Source organism: Alishewanella tabrizica (assembly GCF_014652375.1).
Classification (GTDB): Bacteria; Pseudomonadota; Gammaproteobacteria; order Enterobacterales; family Alteromonadaceae; genus Alishewanella; species Alishewanella tabrizica.
Map to the genome: position 1 here is coordinate 99,242 of NZ_BMYR01000007.1, position 23,645 is coordinate 122,886.

The window sequence follows — 23,645 nt, forward strand, 5'->3', positions numbered from 1 at the left end:
ATTGATAACACAGGATGCGCTTTAAATAATCCGGGATGATGATGCAAAACACGGCAACTACTACAGCTGAAATAGGCAATACTTATCAGGTTAATGCTACTAATGGCCATGGCCCGGCTCTGCAGCGCAGCTTACTTATTTGTCTGTTACTCTATCTGACCTTTGTCATTTACGGCAGCCTGGTGCCGTTACACTATGTGCCGATAAGCTTTGACGAAGCCTTGTCGCGCTATAGCCAAATCCGTTATCTGGACCTTGGTATGCAGTCTCGCGCTGACTGGGTAGCCAACATACTGTTATTTATTCCACTGGCATTTTTGCTCTGTGCGGTCAGCTTTAAAGAAGGCGCAAAGCGGCGCAACCTGTTTCTGGGTGCCGCTATAGTGCTGTCAGGCTTTACCCTGGCCCTTAGCATAGAATTTATTCAGCTGTATTTTCCGCAGCGTACCGTATCAATAAATGACATTGTTGCTGAAACCCTGGGGGCGGCTTTTGGGGTGGCACTGTATAAGCTATATGGGTTGCGCGTTAAACAGTTCTTGCTGGGGGTAGCCCTGGTAAGAGGGCAGGCATCGGTTCTGAGCTATTTATTGCTGATATACAGTGCATTGTTTTTTTTGTACTACTTATTACCGCTGGATTTAACCCTGAGCCCAATTGAGCTGTACAAAAAATGGCAGGATGGCCGTATTGTGCTGCTGCCCTTTTCGGCTTACAAAGGCAACCTGGTCCAGGTGAGCTATGCCATTGCCAGTGATATAGTGTTGTGGCTGCCCATCGCATTGTTATGGCTGGCGAACTTTCCCAATCAGCCCAAACTGGTGTTTTACAGCCGCTTAGTATTAATGGCTAGTCTATTAGAATTTTGTCAACTGTTTGTCTACAGCCGGGTTACCGACATTAGCGACATTATTTGTGCCCTATTAGCCGGGGTACTGGCACAAGTTATCGTTAAGCAATGGCGTCAACATAAAGGCGGCGTATTAGTGCAAGACAGGCCAGCTGCCGCCAGCAAACAGTTACAGCGCAGCCTGTTATGGTGCGGCGCGGCATTGCTGTATAGTCTGTTTTTGATGTTGTTATTCTGGTACCCATTTAATTTTAATTTTGACTGGAGCTTTATTGATTCGCGCTGGCAGTTTGCTAACAGCCAGGTTTTACTTTACTCGTTGTATTTTGGTACCGAATTTCGTGCTATTACCGCTTTATCACAAAAAATTCTGACCTTTATCCCTCTGGGTGTGTTTTTCGCTCTGGCATGGCTGGCACAACAGCAGCGCTGGCAGCAGCAGTTACTGACCTTTATGGCGCTGCTCTATATCGTCAGCCTGGCATCTGTAATTGAAGGTATGCAGTTAGCTTTGCCTGGCAAAACTGTGGATGCGACCGATGTGATATTAAAAGTAGTCGGCGCCGCCCTTGGCTTTGCCGGTTATCTGTTTTTTTACCGCCGGGCCAGGGTGCCAGCGCCTGCAGCGGACCGGGATCTTACGCCTGCAGCCAGGCCGGCTGCTCAAAAGCAGCACGCTAGCGGGCCAATACTCAGCCCTGGCCGTCTACTGATCCTGCATTTGCTTATCACAGTGGTACTGCTTTTTGCCGTCAGCAACCTAGCTGTGCTGCCTTATAATGTCCGCGAATTACTCAGCGACAACAATACCGCAATACTGGGCCTGACCTTGAGCTTATACCTGATGACACTGCCATTGCTGTTGCCGCTGCAACAATTTGCGGTCTTTACTTTGCTCTCCCCCTTACTGATCCTGATACAAAGCATCCTGGTATTTTCGCTGCTGTTTGCCACAGTACCGCGTGAATCTCTGCATGATATTTTGGGGGCGCCCGTTAGCAACCTGCCCGTCTACCTTGAACTGTTACTTAGGTTTTGCGGTTTTTTTAGTGTGTTTCAATTTAATTACCTGTTTGCCGGGCGGCTGCTTCAAGAACGCAATAGCATACCGGCCCTGATCCTTTGGGCCATATTTAGTCTGTTGTTTGCCGCTATATGGTATGGGGCTGTAGTAAAGCTTGCAGCGACCGATAATGTTACCGAGCTATTGGCAAATCGTGGCAGCTATGGGGTGGCACTGGGCCTGAGCCTGTATTTGGCCATGCTGTTTGGCAGTGCCGCTTATCTGAGCCGTTTAATCATGCCTGATAAGCCGTTAAATGATGCCCGCCAGTCACACGGCTTCTGGCGCCTGAGCGCTGCTATTCTTGGGCTTTTACTGGTAGCTATAGCTGCGTGGTTGTTACTCAACACCATTACCGAAAGCCTGATCATAAAATACCAACAGGTGTTTTCTGCCTTGCAATTTCTACTCAGCACTGATCGCGATAACTATGTATCACCCACTACCCTTAAACTGCGCTATGCTATTGCTCATCTCGCCTTGGTGTTAATACTGGCCTGGTTTTATCTCTGGGCCCGGCAGTTGCAACGGCTGGCGCAGAGCCCTGCACAGCGAGCCAGTGCTAAGGAAAGCTAGATGTTTAATAAATTGACGGCACTGGCCCGCCGGCTATTACTGTTTTACCTGGTACTGGTAGCCGTCGCCGCTCACATCGGTTTGTATTATCTTTATAGCAGTCAACCTGCTGTTGTGTTAAGCACTATAGATAACCTTATGCAAACTCTGCCTGTGGCTGCTGCCAACCCGCTGTCAGAGGTTGCGCCTGATGCCACTGCTGCGTCACAACTGTCAGATGAACAGATCAGTGCATTAGTACAACAGGACATAGCTGCTAATTTTAATAGCTGGCAAGCGTTGCCCGCAGCACAAGCCTTAACGAACATCAGGCTTGACGGCCAAAGCTATCCAGACTTAGCACAGGCGTTGACACACATCAAAGATAACAGCCACCTGCAACTGCCTGCTGGTATTTATACAACAGCTATGGCGATCCGGGCTAATAATGTCACTATTGAAGGGGTTGGCCATGTTATTTTGCAGCGGGCAGCTGTAGCGGGTAAAGGCATGATACTGGCTCAGGGTAACAATTTAACGGTTAGGAATATTGAATGCCGGCATATTAGCGTACCCAGTAAAAATGGTGCCTGTGTCAGACTTGAAGGCCGTGGCTTAACACTGGAACATGTCTACTTTCATAACAGCCAAACCGGGCTGTTAGAAACAGCGAAAGAACATGGCTATATTTGGATCCGCCATAGTCGTTTTGAAAACCTGGCAAAAGACGCCCGCGCCCATTCATTATACCTTAACAGTCATAGTCTTTATTTGTCAGACTCGGTGATCATTGGCAACCGCCATCAGCACAGCCTGAAATCGCGCGGCCCGCTAACGGTGATTGAGCGCAGTATCATTTCGTCACTTTCTGCCTCTGGCAGCCGCTTAATTGATCTGTCTAATGGTGGAGAATTGCTGATCCAGCAATCGATATTGCAACAAGGCCCACACGCAGTAAATAACCAAGCCATAGGTTTTGGCCTGGAAGGGCTGCAGCATAGTACTAACACTATAAAATTAATCGACAATATTTTGCTGCTGGAGCGCCCTAGCAGCAATATTCTGCTGCACAGCGGCAATAATCAACCCTTGGTGCTGTTGGAGAATAATCTTATCATAGGCGCACATGACAGATACCCAGGTAACCATCAGTTTAAATACCGGGCTAATACTGCGCTTGGCAGCTGGCCTAATCTGCCCAGAATACTTTGTCATCTTCATCTATGTCAGGAAAACAGCCCTAATATTCAAAATATGCACCTAGCGCCCCCACTAACTAACACGCACTATTACTGAGAAGAAAATTGAACAACAAGTGGGAGTTTATGACGGTGAATACTCTAAGCAGATAGAGCAAATATATTTTTGCGATGATAAAAACATTATACTGATACAGCGGTTAAAATCTGCCAGAACAACTTGCATTTCAAGCTGTATTTTCATCCCTGTAGCTGTACAAACAATTTGTCTTTAATAATACAACGTAAATAAGCGTCTCGACTGTAAAAGATTACGTAATCAACCCTTTCAACATATGGTAATCAACAGTGCATAACAACCGCTATGTAGCACTAAACCTCTGTTTAGCATTAATAGGGTTGCACAGCCTGTATTTACTGAAAACTAAAGTAGGAAATTAATGTTTTAGCTTGCTTTTTAACAGCTGATTGTGTCAACCTAAACCGGTAAATTCTTAACACAAATGCGTATTTTTATGTGATTTTTACCTAATACATAACATGCTTTTTGTGCCGAAGCGTATCGAGTTAATTCAGGATGATATATGGACAGCAATTTTTCGTTAACAGGGCTTAAGATCGCGATTATTGGTCTAGGTTATGTGGGTTTGCCACTTGCGGTTGAGTTCGCCAAAAAATACCCGACTTTGGGTTTCGATATTAACCAGAAGCGCATTGACGAGTTAGCTGCTGGTCAAGATCGCACTTTAGAAGTGTCCACCGATGAGATATCTGCAGCCACTTATCTTGAGTTTTCCGCTAATATTGATTCTTTAAAAACCGCTAACTTCTTTATTGTTACAGTGCCAACCCCCATTGATCGGCATCGTCAACCCGACCTTACACCGTTAATACGTGCTTCCGAAACACTGGGTAAAGTGATTAAAGCGGGCGATATTATCGTGTTCGAATCGACAGTGTATCCCGGCGCGACAGAAGAAGATTGTGTACCTATTATTGAACGTGTTTCTGGCCTTACCTACAACAAAGATTTTTTTGCCGGTTATAGCCCAGAGCGAATTAATCCGGGTGATAAAGAACACCGAGTAACAACCATTAAAAAAGTAACTTCGGGTTCAACACCTGTTGTTGCAGAATTTGTTGACAATGTTTATGCCAGTATTATTACTGCTGGCACATATAAAGCTAGCAGCATTAAAGTGGCTGAAGCGGCCAAAGTGATTGAAAATACCCAACGGGATTTGAATATTGCACTAGTTAATGAATTAGCCGTGATTTTTAGTAAGTTAAATATCGATACTGAAGAAGTATTATTGGCTGCTGGCACGAAGTGGAATTTTTTACCGTTTCGCCCTGGCTTAGTCGGTGGCCACTGTATTGGGGTTGACCCGTATTATTTAACACATAAAGCACAATCCGTTGGTTATCACCCTGAAGTTATTTTAGCAGGAAGGCGGATCAATGATGGCATGCCCAAATTTGTGGTGTCTTCGTTGGTAAAAACCATGCTGAAGAAACGTATTCAGGTTCAGGGGGCAAGAGTATTAGTGTTAGGATTAACCTTCAAAGAGAACTGCCCAGATATCCGAAATACCAAGGTAATAGATGTAGTCCAGGAATTGGCTGATTATGGCATGCTGCCAGATGTTTATGATCCTTGGGTTGCTGCTGCTGAAGCCAAGCATGAATATGGTATTGATGTCATCTCCGAACCTACAGTTGGCACTTATGATGCGATCATTTTGGCAGTTGCTCATCAAACGTTTAAAGATTATGGTACAGACCATATTTTGGCCTATGCCAAAGAAAATCATGTATTGTACGATTTAAAATATGTGCTTGATCCGACAAAAGTTCAGCTACGTTTTTAATCTGAAGGAAGAATAATGACGGTTTATCAACAGGCACTAACGACTTTGTTAGCCGAACCTAAACGCTGGTTAATTACTGGCTGTGCCGGTTTTATCGGTTCTAATCTACTTGAAGTTTTACTCAAACATAATCAACAAGTAGTAGGTTTAGATAATTTTGCTACTGGCTTCCAGCGTAATCTTGATCAAGTGCAAGCCTTAGTAACGGCCGAGCAATGGCAACGTTTTCACTTTATCCAAGGTGACATTTGTAATAGCAATGATTGTGCTAAAGCCTGTGAGGGCGTTGACTATGTTTTACATCAAGCAGCTCTGGGCTCAGTACCACGCTCTATAAGCGATCCGGCACGCACCAATGCCAATAACATCAGTGGTTTTTTAAATGTTTTGGTTGCCGCTCGCGATGCTAAGGTAAAATCTTTTGTCTACGCGGCATCAAGTTCTACCTACGGTGACCATCCGGCACTGCCTAAAGTAGAGGAAAACATTGGCAAACCTTTATCGCCATACGCTGTAACCAAGTATGTAAATGAACTCTATGCGGAAGTTTTTTCGCGTACATACCAGTTTCATTGCACTGGCTTGCGCTACTTTAATGTGTTTGGACCAAGACAAGATCCAAACGGCGCCTACGCCGCTGTAATTCCTAAGTGGACAGCCGCTATGATTGCCAATGAAGACCTTGCCATTAATGGCGATGGTGAAACCAGCCGTGATTTCTGTTTTGTTGCCAATGCCGTGCAAGCCAATATATTAGCAGCAGTTACACCGTTAGTGCGCAGCGAAGTGTTTAATGTTGCCGTAGGTGATCGAACAACCTTAAACCAGTTATTCTCCGCTATTAAACAAAGCCTACAGCAGCATAATGTTCATTATGACAAGCCAGCGGTTTATCGCGATTTTCGTTCAGGTGATGTCCGTCATTCACAAGCCGATATTAGCAAAGCAAATAAACTTTTAGGTTATCAGCCTGAATACAGAATCGCGCAAGGGCTAGAGATTGCTATGCCTTGGTATATTGCATTGGGTAAGTGATTAGGGCACGTTCACGAATATTTAGCGCATATTTCAATATAACTGATTGTACTCGGTCTTTAGCTGTGTTCATTTACTGGCTTTTACAGGTAGCCTGTTTATGAGTATTAATATCTTTGCAGTTAACTTTTAAGAATGAGAAGGCCAAAGGTAAGCAGCTAAGGTAGTTTACCCCTTGTTTGACGTAATGTTTGTGATAGCTCCTACTTTTGGGAGCCAGCATACTACTGACCAGCATTTTGGTGATTTAATTCTAAATTCATTGCTCATGAATAACTGCCATCAAATATGCAAACTTAATTCACAATAATACCTCTACCACCCTAGGGTACCCAAAGACTGATGCCGCCGCTGCGTTACCGTTGTCAGACGAACAGATCAGTCAATTTATGCTTTAGTGCTTTAGTGCTTTAGTGATTTAGTGCAGCAAGACATTGCTTCTAATTTTGATACGCTGACTTGAAGGCCGTGGCTTAACACTGGAACATGTCTACTTTCATAACAGCCAAACCGGGCTGTTAGAAACAGCGAAAGAGCATGGCTATATTTGGATCAACCATAGTCGTTTTGAAAACCTGGCAAAAGACGCCCGCGCCCATTCATTATACCTTAACAGTCATAGTCTTTATTTGTCAGACTCGGTGATCATTGGCAACCGCCATCAGCACAGCCTGAAATCGCGCGGCCCGCTAACGGTGGTTGAGCGCAGTATCATTTCGCCATTTTCTCACTCTGACAGCCGCTTTAACGATGATTAAAACATTACACTTATACAACAACCAAAGTGTGCCTATACAACTCGCATTTTAGCTTTATTTTCATCCCAGTAGCTGTACAATTAATTTGTCTTTAATAATTCAACGCAAAAAAGCGTCTTGAAGGTAAAGGATTACGCAGATGTTATTTAACTCAGTAGAGTTTTTGTTTCTTTTCCTGCCAATTACATTGGTTTTATTTCATTTTTTGCGAGTACGCATTTCTTCTCAGAGTGCGCTGTATTTGCTGATTTGTTCGTCACTGTTTTTCTATGCCTGGTGGCAACCGATTTATCTGCTGCTGCTTGGCTCCTCTATTTTGGTGAACTTTTGTATTGCTAATGCTATTTACCGTTATCGCAAAAGCTGGCTTACCATCCTGGGAGTTTGTTTAAATCTTGCCGCTATAGGCTATTATAAATACAGTGTATTTTTTGTTAATAATCTCGCGTTATTATACGGCTCTAATTGGCAAATTGAACAGATACTGCTGCCATTGGCCATATCGTTTTTTACCTTCCAACAAATAGCGTACCTGATTGACGTGCAGCGCCATCAGGTTATTGAACCCAGTTTCAGTAATTATGTGCTATTTGTTTGCTTTTTCCCGCAATTGATTGCCGGACCTATAGTGCACCATAGTGAAATGATGCCGCAGTTCCGTCAGGGGTTGCAAATATCCAGCCGCCATTTTGCAGTAGGTTTTAGCATATTCTGTATTGGCTTATTCAAAAAAACGGTATTGGCAGATGGTATCGCTGTCTACGCTAACCCGGTATTCCTGCAAGCCGAACAAGGGGTGGCGCTGGATTTTTTCACTGCTTGGGGCGGTGCTCTGGCCTACACCTTTCAGTTGTATTTTGATTTTTCTGGCTATTCTGACATGGCTATTGGTTTAGCTTTATTATTTGGTATAGCCCTGCCACTTAACTTCAACTCTCCTTACAAAGCGCTGAATATTGTCGACTTTTGGAGACGTTGGCATATTACATTGTCGCGCTTTTTACGCGATTATCTTTACATCAGCCTGGGGGGTAACCGCTTTGGCTTTATCCGCCGTTATAGCAATTTATTTATTACCATGTTGCTCGGTGGTTTATGGCATGGCGCTGGCTGGAACTTTTTAATCTGGGGAGCTCTCCATGGCAGCTATCTGGTGATAAATCACGGGTTTACTCATATCAGACAACAATATTTGCCATTTATTAACGATGGCTGGTTTGCACCAATAGCCTGGACAATAACCTTTGTAGCGGTCGTTGTTGGTTGGGTATTTTTCCGTGCTGAAAGTCTTGATGGTGCCTTACTAATCCTTAGCGCAATGACGGGAGCCAATGGGATCAGCTTACCGGCAGGATTAGTGGCACAGCTTGATTTTTTATCACCGCTGCTGCAATGGCTTAATGTGAAACCTTATCTTGGCGGCGGTATGCTATTTGTTGAAACCTGGGTTTGGATCACTATTCTACTCTTGCTGTCTGTGCTACTGCCAAATGTACTGCAATTGTTCTACACCCAGTTACCTGAGCAGACACGTAAAGGCGTTACTGTTGCTCATAGCGCCATTCAGTGGCGGCCCTCTTTGACCTGGGCTGCCATTATTAGCCTATTGTTAATCATTGCCTTATCGACACTAGGCCGTGTTTCTGAATTTTTATACTTTAATTTCTAACGGATAACAGTGATGAAACATTATTTGAGATTTATGTTGGTCTTTATTGTTTCCGGGCTTTTATTACTGTGCTCAGCCAGTTATATAATTGATCCTTATGGTATCTTTGCTCATGATAAAGATATATTTCCACGAAAAGTTGCCGCTGCCGATAAAGGCAGAACGGTAAAACCTTATCAGGCACTAAACAGCAAGCCCTTTACTGTGCTGGTCGGTAACTCCAGAGTAGAAATTGGCATGCCGCCTGAACATGCGTTTTACCAAGGCAAACCGGTCTACAACATGGGCTTGCCTGGTGCCGGTATCAGCATGCAATACGGTTATGCTATGCATGCTATTAATTACAGTGATTCGGTAAAACAAGTTATTATTGCCCTGGACTTGTTAGACTTTACATCTCGTGCTGAAAACATTGTTACAACAATAGATAACAGTGGATGGCAGTGGCGACATGAGGCATTAAATAGTGAAAGTTTTGCCGATAAACGTCGCTATCTTGCTGAACGGATTAGTTTGTTGTTTTCATTGTCAGCACTGACTGATAGTGTAAAAACAATCGTTACGCAGCAGAATAATGTTAATGCGCTAAACCGCTTTGGCTTTAATGATGGTAGAGTTTATCATTTTCATGTTGCTAGCGAGGGCTTTGGTGCCTTATATCAGCAAAAAGCGCAAGAGATTGATCAACGCTTAGGCTCACAGCAATTAGTGTTTAATCGCGATAGTTATCACCTGGCAGAACTCGACCGTTTTATCACACAATTAAAGCAACAAAATATTACGGTGTACCTTCTGATAAACCCCTATCAGCAACCCTATCTGGATCAACTTACTGAGCATAAACTTGGACAACATTTATACGATTGGAAGGAGCAAATTATACAGCTAGCAAAGCATCATCAGCTACCTCTTTTCGATTTTGCTATAAGCTCATCACTGGTCACTGATGTGGTAGCACCAAACAGTAAAGTTGTTGAAGATAGCCCCTACTTTTGGGAGCCTGCACACTACCGGCCAGCATTTGGCGATTTAATCCTAAATTCATTGCTGATGAATAACTGTCATCAAATATGCAACCTATATTCACAATAAAACCTCTACCACCTCAGGGTGCCCCAAAAACTGCTGTGGGCTGGCAGTGGGGCCGTAAGCACCTGACTGATAAACAACCACCCAGTCCCCCACTTCAGCTTTGGGTAATAATTTTTTGTCGGCCAAGATGTCTAGTGGGGTACACAGCGGGCCGACTATAGTAACCAGCTCCTGCTCGGCAGCGGTTAATTTATTGCCTATGGCTACCGGATAGTTTTTGCGAATAACCTGGCCAAAATTGCCGGAGTTGGCTAAATGATGGTGTAAACCGCCGTTACACACCAGATAGGTAGTGCCGCGCGACACTTTTTTATCCAGTACCTGGCAGGCATAAACCCCGGCCTCGGCCACCAGATAGCGACCTAATTCAATCACCAGCTCGATATCGGCTAACTCGGCTTGGTATTGCTGTAGCAAGCTGGCTAACGACTCGCCTACTGGCGCTAAATCCAGCCGGCGTTCACCCGTAAAATAAGGAATACCAAAACCACCGCCTAAGTTAATCATGTCGGGCCGGTATGGGCAGGCGGCAACTAACTTAGCGGCCAGTGCAAAAGTATGCTGATACGCATCGATTAAAGCCTCAGCCTTCAGGTTTTGTGAGCCACAATAGATATGAAAGCCGCGCAATTTTACCGGCATATCGGCTATAGCCGGCAGTAATTGCAACACCTGCTCTTCATCTATACCAAAGGGCTTGGCACCACCGGCCATTTTCATGCCTGAGGCTTTAAGCTCAAACGCCGGGTTAACTCTAAGGGCAACTTGAGGTTTTTGCCCGGCGACTTGACTAAGCTTGCAGATCCTGGCTAACTCACCCGCGGATTCCACATTTAAGGTAACACCGGCCACTATAGCTGACAGCAGCTCCGCATCGCCTTTGCCCGGCCCAGCAAAACTAATGTCCGACACTGGCATGCCACTTTGCATCGCCAGTAACATTTCTTGTTGCGATGCCACATCAAACCCATCGACCAACGGCTTCAAAAATTGCACGACCGGCCAGTATGGGTTGGCTTTAACCGCATAATGCAGCTTTATCCGCCCCGGAATATGCTGGCGAAAGCGGGCAACCTGCTGTTGAATAATCTGCCGATCATAAGCATAGAACACCCTTTTATCCAGTAACTGACTAATAGCGTTCAGATTAAAACCACCAACTAACAGCTGATTATCTTCCTGAGAAAATTGCGACATCTGTTCATGTTGTGGCGTTATTTCGTTCATATTGGCGCGCCCTCAAAAAAATACTGTTGATAATCCTGCGCCAGCGCTTTTCTGTCAATTTTACCATTAGGATTTTTTGGCAAGCAGTCTTTTAATAAAATGGCTTTAGGTAACATAAAGTTCGGCAAACTTCGCTTTAGTTGCAGCAACCATTGCTCAGGACTGGCCGTTGCACCTGCAGCTAAGGCAACTAACACTAAAATTGCCTGATCGGTACCATCGAAAATGCCCAGCGCCGCCACATCCTGAATTGCCGGGTCCAGCCGATAAACGGCGTCCTCAACTTCGGTAGGGCTCACTCTGTAACCTGAGGTTTTAATCATTTCATCGCGCCGGCCAATAAAATACAGATAGCCTTCTTCATCATATTTTACGGTATCGCCGGAAAATACCGCTAACTGCGGCAGCTGAATACCTGTTGGCGCCATGGGATCGGCTTTAAAGCGCTCGGCCGTTTGTTCTGGTGCATTCCAATACCCCAAACTGACTAGAGGCCCACGATGCACCAGCTCACCTGGTTCATTTGGCCCACAAAGACTACCATCTTCCCTCACCACTGTTATTTCTACATTTGGTATGGCTTTACCTATGGAGCCCGGCCTTTTTAATATTTCACTAGGTGCCAAAAAAGTTGAACGAAATGATTCTGTAAGCCCATACATTAAGTAGGGCTCTGCGTGCTTGAATACTTGCTGCAATTCATTTAAAAGCGGTAAGGGCATTGTTCCACCACTGTTAGTAAAATAACGCACACTTTCATTACTACCCTTAGACCAATTTGCTTTAACCAATTGCGACCATAATGGCGGTACTGCTGCTATACCGGTAACTTTGTAATCATGAACAGCCTTCACCACGTCCTGAACCAAAACATAATCTAATAATACGACACTTGCACCAACTTGAACCGCTGTTGTGATTTGACTAAAACCATAATCAAAACTTAACGGCAATAAAGCCAATAACACATCATTGGCAGTATTGTATAAATAACTGCTAACACTTGAAGCACCGACTAAAATGTTACGATTTGACAACACAACGCCTTTAGACTTACCTGTACTACCTGAAGTGTAAAAAATGGCAGCCGCGTCAATCTCAGTAGAATTGCTTAACGTGTAAAGCTCTGCAGGTATTTGCTCGTCAATTACTTGTGGCAGCCAACGATGGCATTGTATTGATTGCGAAGATATAGCGTGAGTAGACGGGCTTAAAAGAAGAACATCTTTTATATCAGATAATTCACTTAACATGGGCAACAAACGTTGGTAACGCTCATCATTAGTAATAAGCAACTTTACGCTGCAGTCTTGAAGGATGTGTATTACTTGAGCAGGTTTTAAAAGCGGATTTATTGGTACAAATATCGCACCAAGCGCCGAGCTCGCAAAAATACTAATGACTGATTCAAACTGCTTAGGTAAAAAAATGGCTACACGATCAAATCGACTTACCCCAAAACCTTGGAGTTGCGATATACATTGCCGTGTTGCATTGAATAGTTGTTGATAACTCAACGTCTGTCTTTGAAAATGTAAGGCAGGTTTATTCGCAAATTTCTGTGTGCTTAAGGCTAGCAGTTCAAATAAGTTTTTAATCATAAAATCCTTGCGTCTAATTAAATTTTTACTGTCCATAAGCACTTTGCTTAAAACGCAAAATCAGGATACGATTGGTTTTTGTAATTTAAAAGCAAAAAAAGACTTTTTTGCCTAAGAAATTGAAAATACATTTAAAATGCCTACAGAATTAATTTTAACTAAAATATTAAACAGCGTATTAGCTTTAGAACAAGCCTATGTTGCAGAAACACGCCTGCTTGGCGCAATTCCCGAATTTGATTCAATGGCAATAATTGCCATAATCACTTTAATAGAAGAGCAGCTAGGTATTATTTTTTCTGACGATGAATTAACTGCTGAAAACTTTGAAACATTCGATTCTTTAAACCATTTAATTCAAAATAAATTACAAAACTGACACTATGAACAACCAAGCTGGCATACAAGAAACTTATAAAAAAAAGGGTATCACGTAAATTCAGCTTACCTGAAAATGTACTGAAATTTAAAATGCATGCAGTAATTTTAGAGCAATGGAGACTGTTCACATGAAAAAAACATATCTGGCATCGGCAATCGCCATAAGTCTATTTTTAACCGCTTGTGGTGGAAAGACGCCTGACGAGCATTATCAAGCTGCCAATGAATTTATTGCTACACAACGTTATAACGAAGCTATTATTGAACTTAAATCTGCCGTAAGCGCGATACCGGATAACGCTGCTTTTAGAGTAAGCTTAGGTAAAGCCTATATGCTTAAGGGCGATTATGACTCTGCTGAAAAAGAGCTGTCTAGAGCAGTACAAAATGGTCATTCCATTAATGACATTGCTATAGACTTGGCGCAAGCAAGCTATCGTTCAAATAATTTCAATGCGTTAACACGTTTGATTGAAGAACGCACCGATCTTAATGCTGCTAACTTACGCTATATAGGTTTTTATCAGGCGTTAGCTAACCTGCAAGAAGGTGTTGGCGCGCCTGGGCTTGCAGATTTTGATAAATTAGTAGATGCACCAGAGCCCGATCTCAATCTTTACACCCAAGCGATATTACAAATAAGAACCAACTCGCTTCAGAATATCTTACCTATTTTAGACAGCATAGCGAAAGATGCACCCATTACAATTGATGTTTTACTGCTTAAAGCACAAACCTATGCCATGCTGCAGCAAATAGACGCTTCAATTGCTTCACTAATAGAGTACTTACGTTTAGTGCCCGCTGATTTACAAAATAGATTGAGCTTAGCGCAACTTTATTTACAGCAGCAAAATGTTGATGAAGCCGAGAAACAATTAAATATTATTTTATCTGCTGTACCTGATCATGGTTTTACCAATTACCTACAAGCCATTGTTAATTATGAAAAGAAAAACTTTACGAAAGCTAAAGAGCTAATCGACAAAGCGTTAACCAATCGTTTTTCAAACACACAAAGTAGGCTTTTGGCAGGTATCGTGCATTATGAGTTAGGGCTAACCACACTGGCATTAGATCATTTCTCCACTATAAAATCTGAACTGGATGCGTATCCGCAAGCTAAACGCATGCTTGCTATATTGCAGCTACAAAGTGGCGAATACAATCAAGCGGGTACAACACTAGAAAATAGTGCACTAACTGAAGAGGATATTACGCTGGCAACGGCAACTATTTTTCAGTTACTGCGCCAAGGCAATGATACTCAAGCAAATTCACTCATTTCGAAAATTGAAGATGCGGGCCTTAATAATACCAGTGAAGCATTGTCTGCACTTGGCCAATTGAAATTAGGTTTGCCCGGCAAAACAGATGAAGCCGTTGCCGATCTTGAGCAGGCCTTATTGTTGGATCCTAATCGGCAAGATGCCAGAGCAACACTAGCTTCAAGTTACATTCGGCAACAACAGTTTGATAAAGCACTTGCGCTTGGCGATGACTGGATTAAAACAGACGAAAACAATGCCGCGGGCTATAATCTTAAAGCACTCGTAAACTTACTTACCGATAAGCCGGATAACGCGGCAGCAGAACTCGAGCAAGCGTTAAAGATTGACGCCACTAATGTGCTTTCGCAGTACTTAATGGCGACCTTACAACAAAATCAAGGTAAAACTGAAGACGCTTTAGCAACGTTACAAAAAATCACTGCGTCGCAACCGACGTATGAACCTGCATTAATTGCAACCTATCGTTTAAAAAAGACTCTGGAACAAGATGTACTCGCTTTTATTAATGATGTTAAAGCGATCTACCAAAAAACACCAGATAACATGGCTTTACTGGCACTCGTTACCAGTATGTTACAACAAGAAAGACTGCCTGATGACATTATATCGCTGTTAGAACCGTTTGCTAAAACTGCACAGAGGCAGCCTGCATTTGTGTACGCAGGGCTAGGAAATGCTTATTTACTAAAACAAGATTGGGCTAATGCATTAGTGATGACAGAGCAGTGGTTTAATTCGACCCCTAAAAATCCTTCTGCTGCGCTAGCCTATGCCAATTTACTGGCATTAAATGGCAAAAGCCCTGAAGCACTAAAAACCATTGAGCAGTTGATCAAAGATTATCCTAACGATCAAAATCTTAAATTATTTAAGTTTGATTTGTTAGGCCAGCAACAAAAATATAGAGAAGCACTTGCCTTTCATAATACTTTACCGCAGGAAGTACGCGATAATGCCCGCGTTCAAGCGCAAGCTGGTCGCTATCATCTGGCATTAGGTGAGAGAAACTTAGCCTTAGCTAAGTTAACAGAATCTTATAAGCAAAGCCCAATCCAACTTACTTTACTTACTCTTGCTGAAGCCATGCAAGGCGCAAAACCTCAATCAGAAATAGTTGCACTTATTGAAAAACATCAAGTAGATCATGGGGTTAACGCTGATGTGTCAATGTACTTAGCCAATATGTTGATAGAAAGCGACATTGATAAAGCTATTACATTGTATAGTGAAACACTAAAGCAGGAAGCAGATAACCCCTATCTTTTAAATAACTATGCATGGATCTTGGCTGAAAAAGGCGAACTTGAGCAAGCACTGGTTCATGTAAAAAAAGCGCTGACACTTTCTAGTGAACATCCTGATATTATTGACACCTACGGCAAAGTCCTTAGCTTAAATAAACAATACCCAGAAGCTCAAGCTCAGTTTAAGAAATCCTTAACCATAAGGCCTAATCACCCAGAGGTCGTGCTTAATTATGCTGAAGCATTAATTGCTGATAGAAAATTAGACGAAGCAAGAGTGTTACTTGAAGGTTTTAAACCTAATAGCACACAACATCAAGAAAAGTTAAAGTCGCTATTGATTGCACTCTGATTTAACCGCAAATCACCGTTTAATTTACCTTGTTAAACGGTGTTTTTTAAACGGTGTAGTTTTAAAATATATATTGTCTATATAGATAAAAACAAAAAACCCCGCATTGCGGGGTTTCGTTTTTTCAAATGGTAATTAATTTACTGATTTCTCACGACGACGACGAGAAACTAAACCCATACCTAATAAGCCTGCGCCAAATAAAGCAATTGAAACAGGTTCTGGAACTGCGCTAACGACGACAGAACCACTTAATGATTCACCAGTACGAGCAGTAACTTTAACATCATTTAATGGAGTAACACCAAAACCAGCTAAATTTGCAAAAATTGAGTTTTGCAAAGGCGACCCAGTAAAAGAAAAGTCTCCTGTGCTTTGACCATACTGTAAAGAAGAAATTGACGGTAAAACAGAGTTACTTGGGCCGCTTAAAGTTGAAATTAAGACTGAATTTAGTGATTGAACTGGCGTAGCTGCAACTCCAGCAGTCCATAAATCGACCCAATTAGTTGAATTAACACCATTAACCGTTACAGGCGAAGAGAAAGAAAAGAAATTTTTGATTAGTGGATCTGTTACATCTAATCCAGAATAATCAACTACACCAAAAATACTAATACCAGCAGACGTAGTGCCAACTCCAGAAGACTGCGAGCCCGTAACAGCAAGACTTGCAACTGTTTCGAAAGGCGTAGCAGTTCTAGCAGTAATATTTTTGCTAACTTGAATGTCAATGAAACCGCCTAAAATGGCACCAACTAAATCACCACCTAAAGGTTGAACAAGACCGAAGAAATTGTAACTTGCTTGAAGCTTGAATTCGTTTGAGCAAAAAACACCTTCGTCAGGGTCGCCTACACGTTCACAAAAATTGCTTTGACCATCAACTAGATTAATAGCAGTAACGCCAACATCAGAAAAAATATCACCAACATCAACGTTAGTTTTATTCAAAAGCGCGTTTGCCGCACTCTGGTAATAAACAGACGTTGCATTGGTAATATTAAAACCTAAAGAGGTAATATTTGTTGAAAACATATCGGTTTGAACAAATGCAGCGCGTGGTAAACCAGCGTTAATATCTATCAAAGCGGCTTGTGAGCTAAAGCTCATGGCAATTGCGGTAACTGCTAATAATTTTTTCATGTTTGTTCCCTCAGGATAAGTTTGAATATTTCGCACTCTCGTCCATTAATAATGCAACTAGCAGGCCAACATTTAAAATCCATTACTATTAGTCACTTACAGAAATTCACTATTTTAAAAAACTAAACATGTAAAAAAAACTGACGATATTAATGTGCTTTATTTTTAAGCACGGTTTTTTTTGCAATCATAAACATGATTCTGGATAGCAGGCCATTGGTGCCGAAGGGTAACCAGGTCTTTTTTAGTTTGTTACGATAGGCATCGAAATGTAAGCCGTAAGGTGCACTAACCACCTGGCCACGGTTAAGTAAAATCTTTAACGTGTTGGTTATGGCTATACCCGCGCAGAGCCGAACAGCCATAATAGTAGAGGGGCCTTTCTCAGCAATAAAATCCACTCGGGTTTTATCAACTAAATATGGCAACTGCAACATAGAGGGTGAAAGGCCGACTAAAAATTTTAAGAGTTGATCAACGCGAGATAAATTGCCAAATTTGAAATATTGCTCATACGTCATTTTACCCGGCATAAAACATAGAAAGGCGCAGCCCATGCCTAGAGGTGCCGCTGTCACGATGGGAATATTTTTTTGCGTACAGGCCGCGAATACCAGTTTTCTCGCGTCTAAAGCAAAAAAGTCTAAACTGTCAACATAGATGTCGACACCGTCTAAAAAAGTGTCGATATTTCCTTCGTTTATTCCTTCTGGAAAAAGACCGATTTGACTATCAGGATTAATCTCCAGCGCCATGTTAGCCATCACGTCTAACTTGTTTTGATGAAGGGTGGACATATTAGCGCCGGTTTGACGATTAAAGTTATGCACATCAAACTGATCAAAATCTGCGATAGTGAAATTTTCAACGCCCAATCTAGCCAGTGTAATAAGATGCTCGCCACCGACCCCGCCTAAGCCTGCTATGGCGACTTTGCACTGTTTTAAACGTTGTTGTTCTTGCTCCGTGACCCAACCAATATTGCGTGAAAAGGCCTGTGTATAGTCAAACATAAATAACCTTACATGTTCGTGCTGTTAAACGCTCCAGCCTAAGCTGAACTCATCGGGTTTAACGTCTGTTTCTAAGGCAAGATTACCAAATAATTCGTGTTCTACTGATTGGAGTAAACTTTGATAACCACCACTTAGATTGGCACGAAGTTCTCTTGAATCAATAAAATACGCGGCACGTTGGCCATGATAGTCAACAGGATCGCCTAACTGATGAAACTTGATACCAACATAGCTTAAACTTTTTGCTAAACGAGGCTCCATCATAACAAAGCCATAATAGCGTTTAGTTTTAAATGACATCGCCACCGCCGACATATACAAACAAATCGCGATGTAAGGGAAACAACGAAGCTCAGTAGCTGAAAAAGTATTGGGATCAATGGCACCTGTCGCCGCGCCAGCAAATTTATCAATAGACCGTTTTCTAAAAGCCGCGGGGACCGCTAAGCGCGAAATTTCACAAATTTCATTTCGTTCAAAGCGCCCAGGATAAATCTGTTTATCGGTTATGGCATGCGAACAAAATTCTTCAATGGGCAGTAGTTGTTGAGCAGATTTTGAGTAAATAAGCCTAACAGTACCTGCTAGGTTGCCCGAGTTTAGATGTCTAACAAAGCAATGAATTGAATGCGCATCAAAACCGTCTTTTTCTTGATGTGTTGCGTTTGGTTCTTCAAAACTTAATTCTTCGCAATATACCTGATAACGTAATTTGTACACTTCATCACGTAGGGCATCTGTGTTAGCGATAGTGGGCATTAAAAATTTTGAAAAGTGCTCAGAAATGTTTCTTGCGTCTTTGCTGGCTACTGCGGACATCGCTTTTTTAACCACGCCACCTATGACAGGTGCATTCGCAAATTGACTTATTTTCTTCATAAATGCCTCTGAATAGCAATGTTGCCATTATTACTTAACAGCGCGTGATAATTCTCGCTCAATTGCGTCAAAATACCCATTGATGAGTATGGAGTGAAAATCGTTTTTTTTGCCAGCTTACGCAAGCAAAATATTTTTTATTAATATAATATCCACTTATTCTAGAGTAATTGATAGTGGTAAATTGCATGCTATTTACAAAAACTATTTTTTTATTTATCGTTTTTTTGTATTCAACAACCGTTTTTGCTCAGCTCGCCACTACTGTTAAGCAAATAAAACCTTCAATTGTTGCTATTGGCATCCATAATCCCTCAGCAACGCCCAGAGTTAAACTGGTTGGCACCGGCTTTGTTGTGTCTCCGGGAAATCGAATTGTTACTAATTTTCATGTTATTAGCGCACCATTAAATGATAGAGAACTCGAAACCTATGTGGTTATTTCGGGCTCAGGCACGCAGTTATTGCAACATTCTATTATGGCTCAAACCGTCTCACCTGCTCATGATTTAGCCGTATTAACTATTGAAAAAACACTGCCTGCATTATCGCTTAAAGCCAACAACGCACTACTTGATGAAGGAGAAGACATTGCCTTTACGGGGTTTCCCATAACGCAGGTTTTGGGATTATACCCAGCCACGCACCGAGGTATAGTGGCTGCACACACGCCCGTGGCTATACCTGTAGATCATTCAAGTAATCTGCATGCGGCCGCAATACGCCGTTTAGCCGCCCCCTATTTAGTTTATCAATTAGATGCGGTGGCTTATCCGGGTAACAGTGGCAGCCCATTATATTTACCCAGTACTGGTGAAGTGATTGGCGTGATTAATATGGTGCACGTTAAATCGACACGGGAAGCGGTATTAAGCGATCCAAGCGGTATTAGCTATGCCATCCCTGTAGAACATTTAAAGGCATTATTACGGGAAAATCGTTGATGGCATTTTGGGACACCTTTTTACCAGAGCGGATTGGCTTTGGTTTTGCCGCAGTAGCGTATCTCGTTTTATGTTTACTCATATTAACGACCAAGAGTCGTAATGTTCCCAAAACATTGTTGCTGGGATTTTTTTTCAGCAGTTTTCTCTGGGCAGTACACTATGCAGTTTGGGTAAATAGCTCTTACAATTCTGCTTTCTCTCACTTTTTTGAAATTACACGCCAATTAATGTTGGTGTTATTTTTATTTTCAGCCTTAAATAAACACACTAATTTGAAACACTTTTTGCAACAACCTTACAGCGTTGTTAGCGGCATATGTGCATTGATTTGGTTTGTTTGCTGTGTATTCTTGTCTCTTGAAGAAAGCATACTTTTTACCGGTTATCTGGCTTTTTGTGTTTTATCCTTAGCATTACTCGAAGCGCTATATCGCAAAGCGGCAATAACTGAACGTTGGCAATACAAACCTTTGTTGATTGCACTTGCTGTTATCATCGTTTTCGATTTTGTATTACTGGCTGAATCTGCGCTCTTTGTCAGAATTGACACGCATTTATGGCAAGCGCGCGGTTTTGTGTTTGCCTTAATGACGCCCTTTTTAATTATTTCGATCAAACGCATACAGGCTTGGGGGATCAATGTGTACATCTCCCGCGATATTGTGTTGCAAAGTACCCTAGTTATGGCCGCAGGCATTTACCTGTGCTTGTTGGCCGTAACCGGTTTTTATTTACGCTATATTGGCGGCAGTTGGTCGGAGTTATTGCAAACCAGCTTTATTGTGCTGGGTTTTGCCTTAATGTTGCTGCTGATCCTTTCTGGTACCATTCGCCGCCGCCTTAAAGTGTTTATTGAAAAACACTTTTTTGCCAATCGGTTTGATTATCGTGAGCAATGGCTGAAACTGACCTCTGGGCTTCGGCAAATTGATATTAGCCAAGCCGATCGGCATCAGCGTATTTTGCAAGTGTGGCTGCAAAGTATCAACTATAGCCAAGGCGCCATTGTGCAATACCGGCCGCATGGTGAATTAAAAACCTTGGCCTTACAGCAACGTGGCGAGTTAACAGAAGCCGAGCAGCAGTTGTTGCAGCGCTATCAACACCTTTATGCTTCGCAAAATTGGCAAATTGATCTAAGCGAACCGCAGGGTGCGCTTACGGCCGGCTTGCCTGACGAGCAGCTTAAACTGCAATTGCTGCTTCCAATCAGAACCAAAGAGGGTTTATGGGGCGTGTGTTTAATGCGTGCCGAAAAGGAGCATAAATTGCGCTTAAACTGGGAGCTTCGTGATTATTTGTTTGTGGTATCTGAGCAAATTGCCGCACTGCTTTTATTAATGCAGCACAGTGATAAATTAAGTGAAAACGCGCAGTTTATTGCGTTTAGCAGGATGTCAGCCTTTGTGGTCCACGATTTAAAAAATGTGAAAGCGCAATTAGATTTAATGCTTCGTAATGCCAAAAAACACAAACATAATCCTGAATTTATTGATGATAGCTTTATTACCTTAGAAGCAATGCAACAACGGCTTGATCATATGTTGCTACAACTCACCAATAAACAGCAGGATGAACAACCCTTACGCAGTTTTTCGGTGGCCACTGTATTACGTCACGTAATCAACGAACGCTGCGCTGCAAAACAGCCACAGCCTCAGCTAAGTGTGATCCAAGACGCAGAATTAACTCTCGATGGTCATCGCTTTGCCAATGTAATGTTTCATTTACTTGATAACGCCCAACATGCGACATCGGATACTGGCCGTATTACCGTGACGCTGCAGCATAACGATACGGATGTGCTGATTCACATTGCGGATACCGGCTGTGGCATGAGCGAGGAGTTTATTGCAAACCGCTTGTTTAAACCCTTTGATACCACCAAAGGCAATGCGGGCATGGGGATCGGCGTTTATGATGCGCAAACCTTTATTGAGCAAGCCGGCGGTTCGATAAAAGTCAGCAGTGTGTTGAACGAGGGAACTACCTTTAGCATTCAACTTCCGTTACACTTTAGTAAAACCAATAGCTCAGCAGGTTCGCTGTTGGCACAAGGAAGATAAAACATGAATACTGTTTTGGTAATAGAAGATGATATTGGGATCCAGAAGCAGCTTAAATGGAGCCTAAGTGACTACGAGCTAGTATTTGCAGGTGATCGCCAACAAGCCATGACGCAATTGCGCCGTTATGAACCGGCAGTAGTGACCTTAGATCTCGGTTTACCGCCTGATCCCGCGAATGCCACCGAAGGATTAGCCTGTTTAAGCGAGATCCTTAGTGCCTTACCAGAAACCAAAGTTATTGTGTTAACAGGAAGCACGGATAATAACCATGCTTTACAAGCTATCGCCCTGGGTGCCTACGATTACTATCAAAAACCGATTGATGCCGATGTACTAACCATTATTTTGCAACGAGCCTTTAAACTGGCCCAGTTGGAAAAAGAAAACCACGCGCTTAGGGCAAGTAGTCAGCAACAAGCCGATATAATTGGTAATAGCGAAGTCATTCAAAAAGCCTGCCGTACCGTTGAAAAAATTGCGCCAACCGAAATCACCACATTATTACTGGGCGAAAGTGGCACAGGAAAAGAAGTGTTTGCCCGCGCTATTCATAAACAAAGCCGCCGCGCTGATAAACCTTTTATTGCTATTAACTGTGCCTCTATTCCAGAGAACTTGTTAGAAAGCGAGTTGTTTGGTTATGAGAAAGGTGCCTTCACTGGTGCGGGTAAAACCACACTTGGAAAAATTGAATGTGCTAATGGCGGCACATTGTTACTTGATGAAATTGGCGATATGCCTCTTAGCTTACAAGCAAAAATGCTACGTTTTTTGCAAGAGCGTGTGATTGAACGGGTGGGCGGACGTAGCGAAATTGAAGTAGATGTGCGTGTTATTTGTGCTACCCATCGTGATTTACAAGAGATGGTGGCACAGCAAAGCTTCCGTGAAGATTTATTCTACCGCGTAAGTGAAATTGTGCTGCGTATACCGCCACTGCGTAATCGTGGGCACGATATTATCATTATTGCTAAAGCTCTACTGCATCGCTTTAACCAAGAGTATAAAACCCAAATACAGGGGTTTACTGAATGCGCGACCAATGCCATGTTAGCGCATTCTTGGCCAGGCAATATTCGTGAGTTACAAAACAAATTAAAGTCGGCCGTGATTTTAGCCGAAGCGAAATTTATCAGTGCTGACGATCTTAATCTCAGAGCAGGGCAAAGTCCGGTTAAGATGCAAACACTACGGCAAATTCGCGAGCAAGCAGAATCTGAAGGGATCCGCCAAGCCTATATGTTGTCGAGCAATAATTTATCGAAAACGGCAGACTTACTGGGCGTTACTCGGCCTACCCTGTATGCCTTAATCGATAAATATAAATTGTATGATTTACGTAGCGCCGACGCAGATAACGGCAATGCACTTCCCTCGTAAACAAGGTTATTTTTAAGAT

At 42.6% G+C, this 23,645-nt stretch carries 16 protein-coding genes; 11 read left to right on the top strand and 5 right to left on the bottom strand.

What is annotated here, in order from left to right; genetic code table 11:
* Nucleotides 1-35 precede the first annotated feature (35 nt).
* The 6 genes from IE070_RS09355 to IE070_RS09380 all read left to right on the top strand — a co-directional run bounded on the left by IE070_RS09355 (nucleotide 36) and on the right by IE070_RS09380 (nucleotide 10,092).
* Nucleotides 36-2,489, top strand: coding sequence for a VanZ family protein (locus IE070_RS09355; protein ID WP_189482769.1), 2,454 nt, complete (start codon nucleotides 36-38; stop codon nucleotides 2,487-2,489).
* Complete coding sequence (locus IE070_RS09360; RefSeq protein WP_189482771.1) at nucleotides 2,490-3,764, top strand: hypothetical protein; 1,275 nt, start codon at nucleotides 2,490-2,492, stop codon at nucleotides 3,762-3,764.
* A 487-nt stretch (nucleotides 3,765-4,251) separates the two neighbouring features.
* Entirely contained in the window at nucleotides 4,252-5,538 is a 1,287-nt protein-coding gene (tviB, locus tag IE070_RS09365) for a Vi polysaccharide biosynthesis UDP-N-acetylglucosamine C-6 dehydrogenase TviB (RefSeq protein ID WP_189482773.1), read from the top strand.
* A gap of 15 nt (nucleotides 5,539-5,553) precedes the next feature.
* Entirely contained in the window at nucleotides 5,554-6,573 is a 1,020-nt protein-coding gene (locus IE070_RS09370) for an NAD-dependent epimerase/dehydratase family protein (protein ID WP_189482775.1), read from the top strand.
* Nucleotides 6,574-7,470: 897 nt separating this feature from the next.
* A complete protein-coding gene (locus tag IE070_RS09375) occupies nucleotides 7,471-9,000 on the top strand; it encodes an MBOAT family O-acyltransferase (RefSeq protein WP_189482777.1) in 1,530 nt (509 codons plus the stop codon).
* 12 nt (nucleotides 9,001-9,012) lie between these two features.
* The gene (locus tag IE070_RS09380; RefSeq protein WP_189482779.1) at nucleotides 9,013-10,092 is read left to right on the top strand and encodes a hypothetical protein; all 1,080 of its coding nucleotides are present in this window, start codon (nucleotides 9,013-9,015) and stop codon (nucleotides 10,090-10,092) included.
* Here the strand turns inward: IE070_RS09380 and IE070_RS09385 are convergent.
* Nucleotides 10,084-11,319: a pyridoxal-dependent decarboxylase, exosortase A system-associated gene (locus IE070_RS09385; protein ID WP_189482782.1), complete on the bottom strand. Its 1,236-nt coding sequence runs from the start codon at nucleotides 11,317-11,319 to the stop codon at nucleotides 10,084-10,086. The two genes, IE070_RS09380 and IE070_RS09385, sit on opposite strands and share 9 nt — an antisense overlap.
* Nucleotides 11,316-12,920, bottom strand: a complete 1,605-nt coding sequence (locus IE070_RS09390; protein WP_189482784.1) for an acyl-CoA ligase (AMP-forming), exosortase A system-associated — start codon at nucleotides 12,918-12,920, stop codon at nucleotides 11,316-11,318. The genes IE070_RS09385 and IE070_RS09390 overlap by 4 nt, the downstream gene beginning before the upstream one ends.
* 136 nt (nucleotides 12,921-13,056) lie before the next feature.
* Here IE070_RS09390 and IE070_RS09395 point away from each other — a divergent pair, with 136 nt between their 5' ends.
* Both IE070_RS09395 and prsT read left to right on the top strand, forming a co-directional pair.
* Entirely contained in the window at nucleotides 13,057-13,299 is a 243-nt protein-coding gene (locus IE070_RS09395) for an acyl carrier protein (RefSeq protein WP_189482786.1), read from the top strand.
* Between the two features lie 130 nt (nucleotides 13,300-13,429).
* Nucleotides 13,430-16,189 (top strand): XrtA/PEP-CTERM system TPR-repeat protein PrsT, encoded by a 2,760-nt coding sequence (gene prsT, locus IE070_RS09400; RefSeq protein WP_189482788.1) that lies wholly within the window; start codon nucleotides 13,430-13,432, stop codon nucleotides 16,187-16,189.
* 135 nt (nucleotides 16,190-16,324) lie between these two features.
* On the opposite strand, the gene IE070_RS09405 is transcribed toward prsT, so the two are convergent.
* The 3 genes from IE070_RS09405 to IE070_RS09415 all read right to left on the bottom strand — a co-directional run bounded on the left by IE070_RS09405 (nucleotide 16,325) and on the right by IE070_RS09415 (nucleotide 19,230).
* The gene (locus tag IE070_RS09405; RefSeq protein WP_189482789.1) at nucleotides 16,325-17,335 is read right to left on the bottom strand and encodes a PEP-CTERM sorting domain-containing protein; all 1,011 of its coding nucleotides are present in this window, start codon (nucleotides 17,333-17,335) and stop codon (nucleotides 16,325-16,327) included.
* 149 nt (nucleotides 17,336-17,484) lie between these two features.
* The gene (locus IE070_RS09410) at nucleotides 17,485-18,348 is read right to left on the bottom strand and encodes a ThiF family adenylyltransferase (RefSeq protein ID WP_189482791.1); all 864 of its coding nucleotides are present in this window, start codon (nucleotides 18,346-18,348) and stop codon (nucleotides 17,485-17,487) included.
* Nucleotides 18,349-18,372: 24 nt separating this feature from the next.
* Entirely contained in the window at nucleotides 18,373-19,230 is an 858-nt protein-coding gene (locus IE070_RS09415; RefSeq protein ID WP_189482792.1) for a PEP-CTERM/exosortase system-associated acyltransferase, read from the bottom strand.
* A gap of 188 nt (nucleotides 19,231-19,418) precedes the next feature.
* Here IE070_RS09415 and IE070_RS09420 point away from each other — a divergent pair, with 188 nt between their 5' ends.
* Genes IE070_RS09420 through prsR form a run of 3 tightly spaced genes read left to right on the top strand, consistent with a single transcriptional unit; the run spans nucleotide 19,419 to nucleotide 23,626 of the window.
* Complete coding sequence (locus tag IE070_RS09420; protein ID WP_189482793.1) at nucleotides 19,419-20,174, top strand: S1 family peptidase; 756 nt, start codon at nucleotides 19,419-19,421, stop codon at nucleotides 20,172-20,174.
* Complete coding sequence (gene prsK, locus IE070_RS09425) at nucleotides 20,174-22,243, top strand: XrtA/PEP-CTERM system histidine kinase PrsK (protein WP_189482794.1); 2,070 nt, start codon at nucleotides 20,174-20,176, stop codon at nucleotides 22,241-22,243. Before IE070_RS09420 ends, prsK begins: the two co-directional genes overlap by 1 nt.
* Before the next feature lie 3 nt (nucleotides 22,244-22,246).
* Nucleotides 22,247-23,626 carry a PEP-CTERM-box response regulator transcription factor gene (gene prsR / locus IE070_RS09430; RefSeq protein ID WP_189482795.1) on the top strand — a complete coding sequence of 460 codons (1,380 nt, stop codon included), beginning with the start codon at nucleotides 22,247-22,249 and terminating at the stop codon, nucleotides 23,624-23,626.
* The last annotated feature ends 19 nt before the right edge of the window (nucleotides 23,627-23,645 follow it).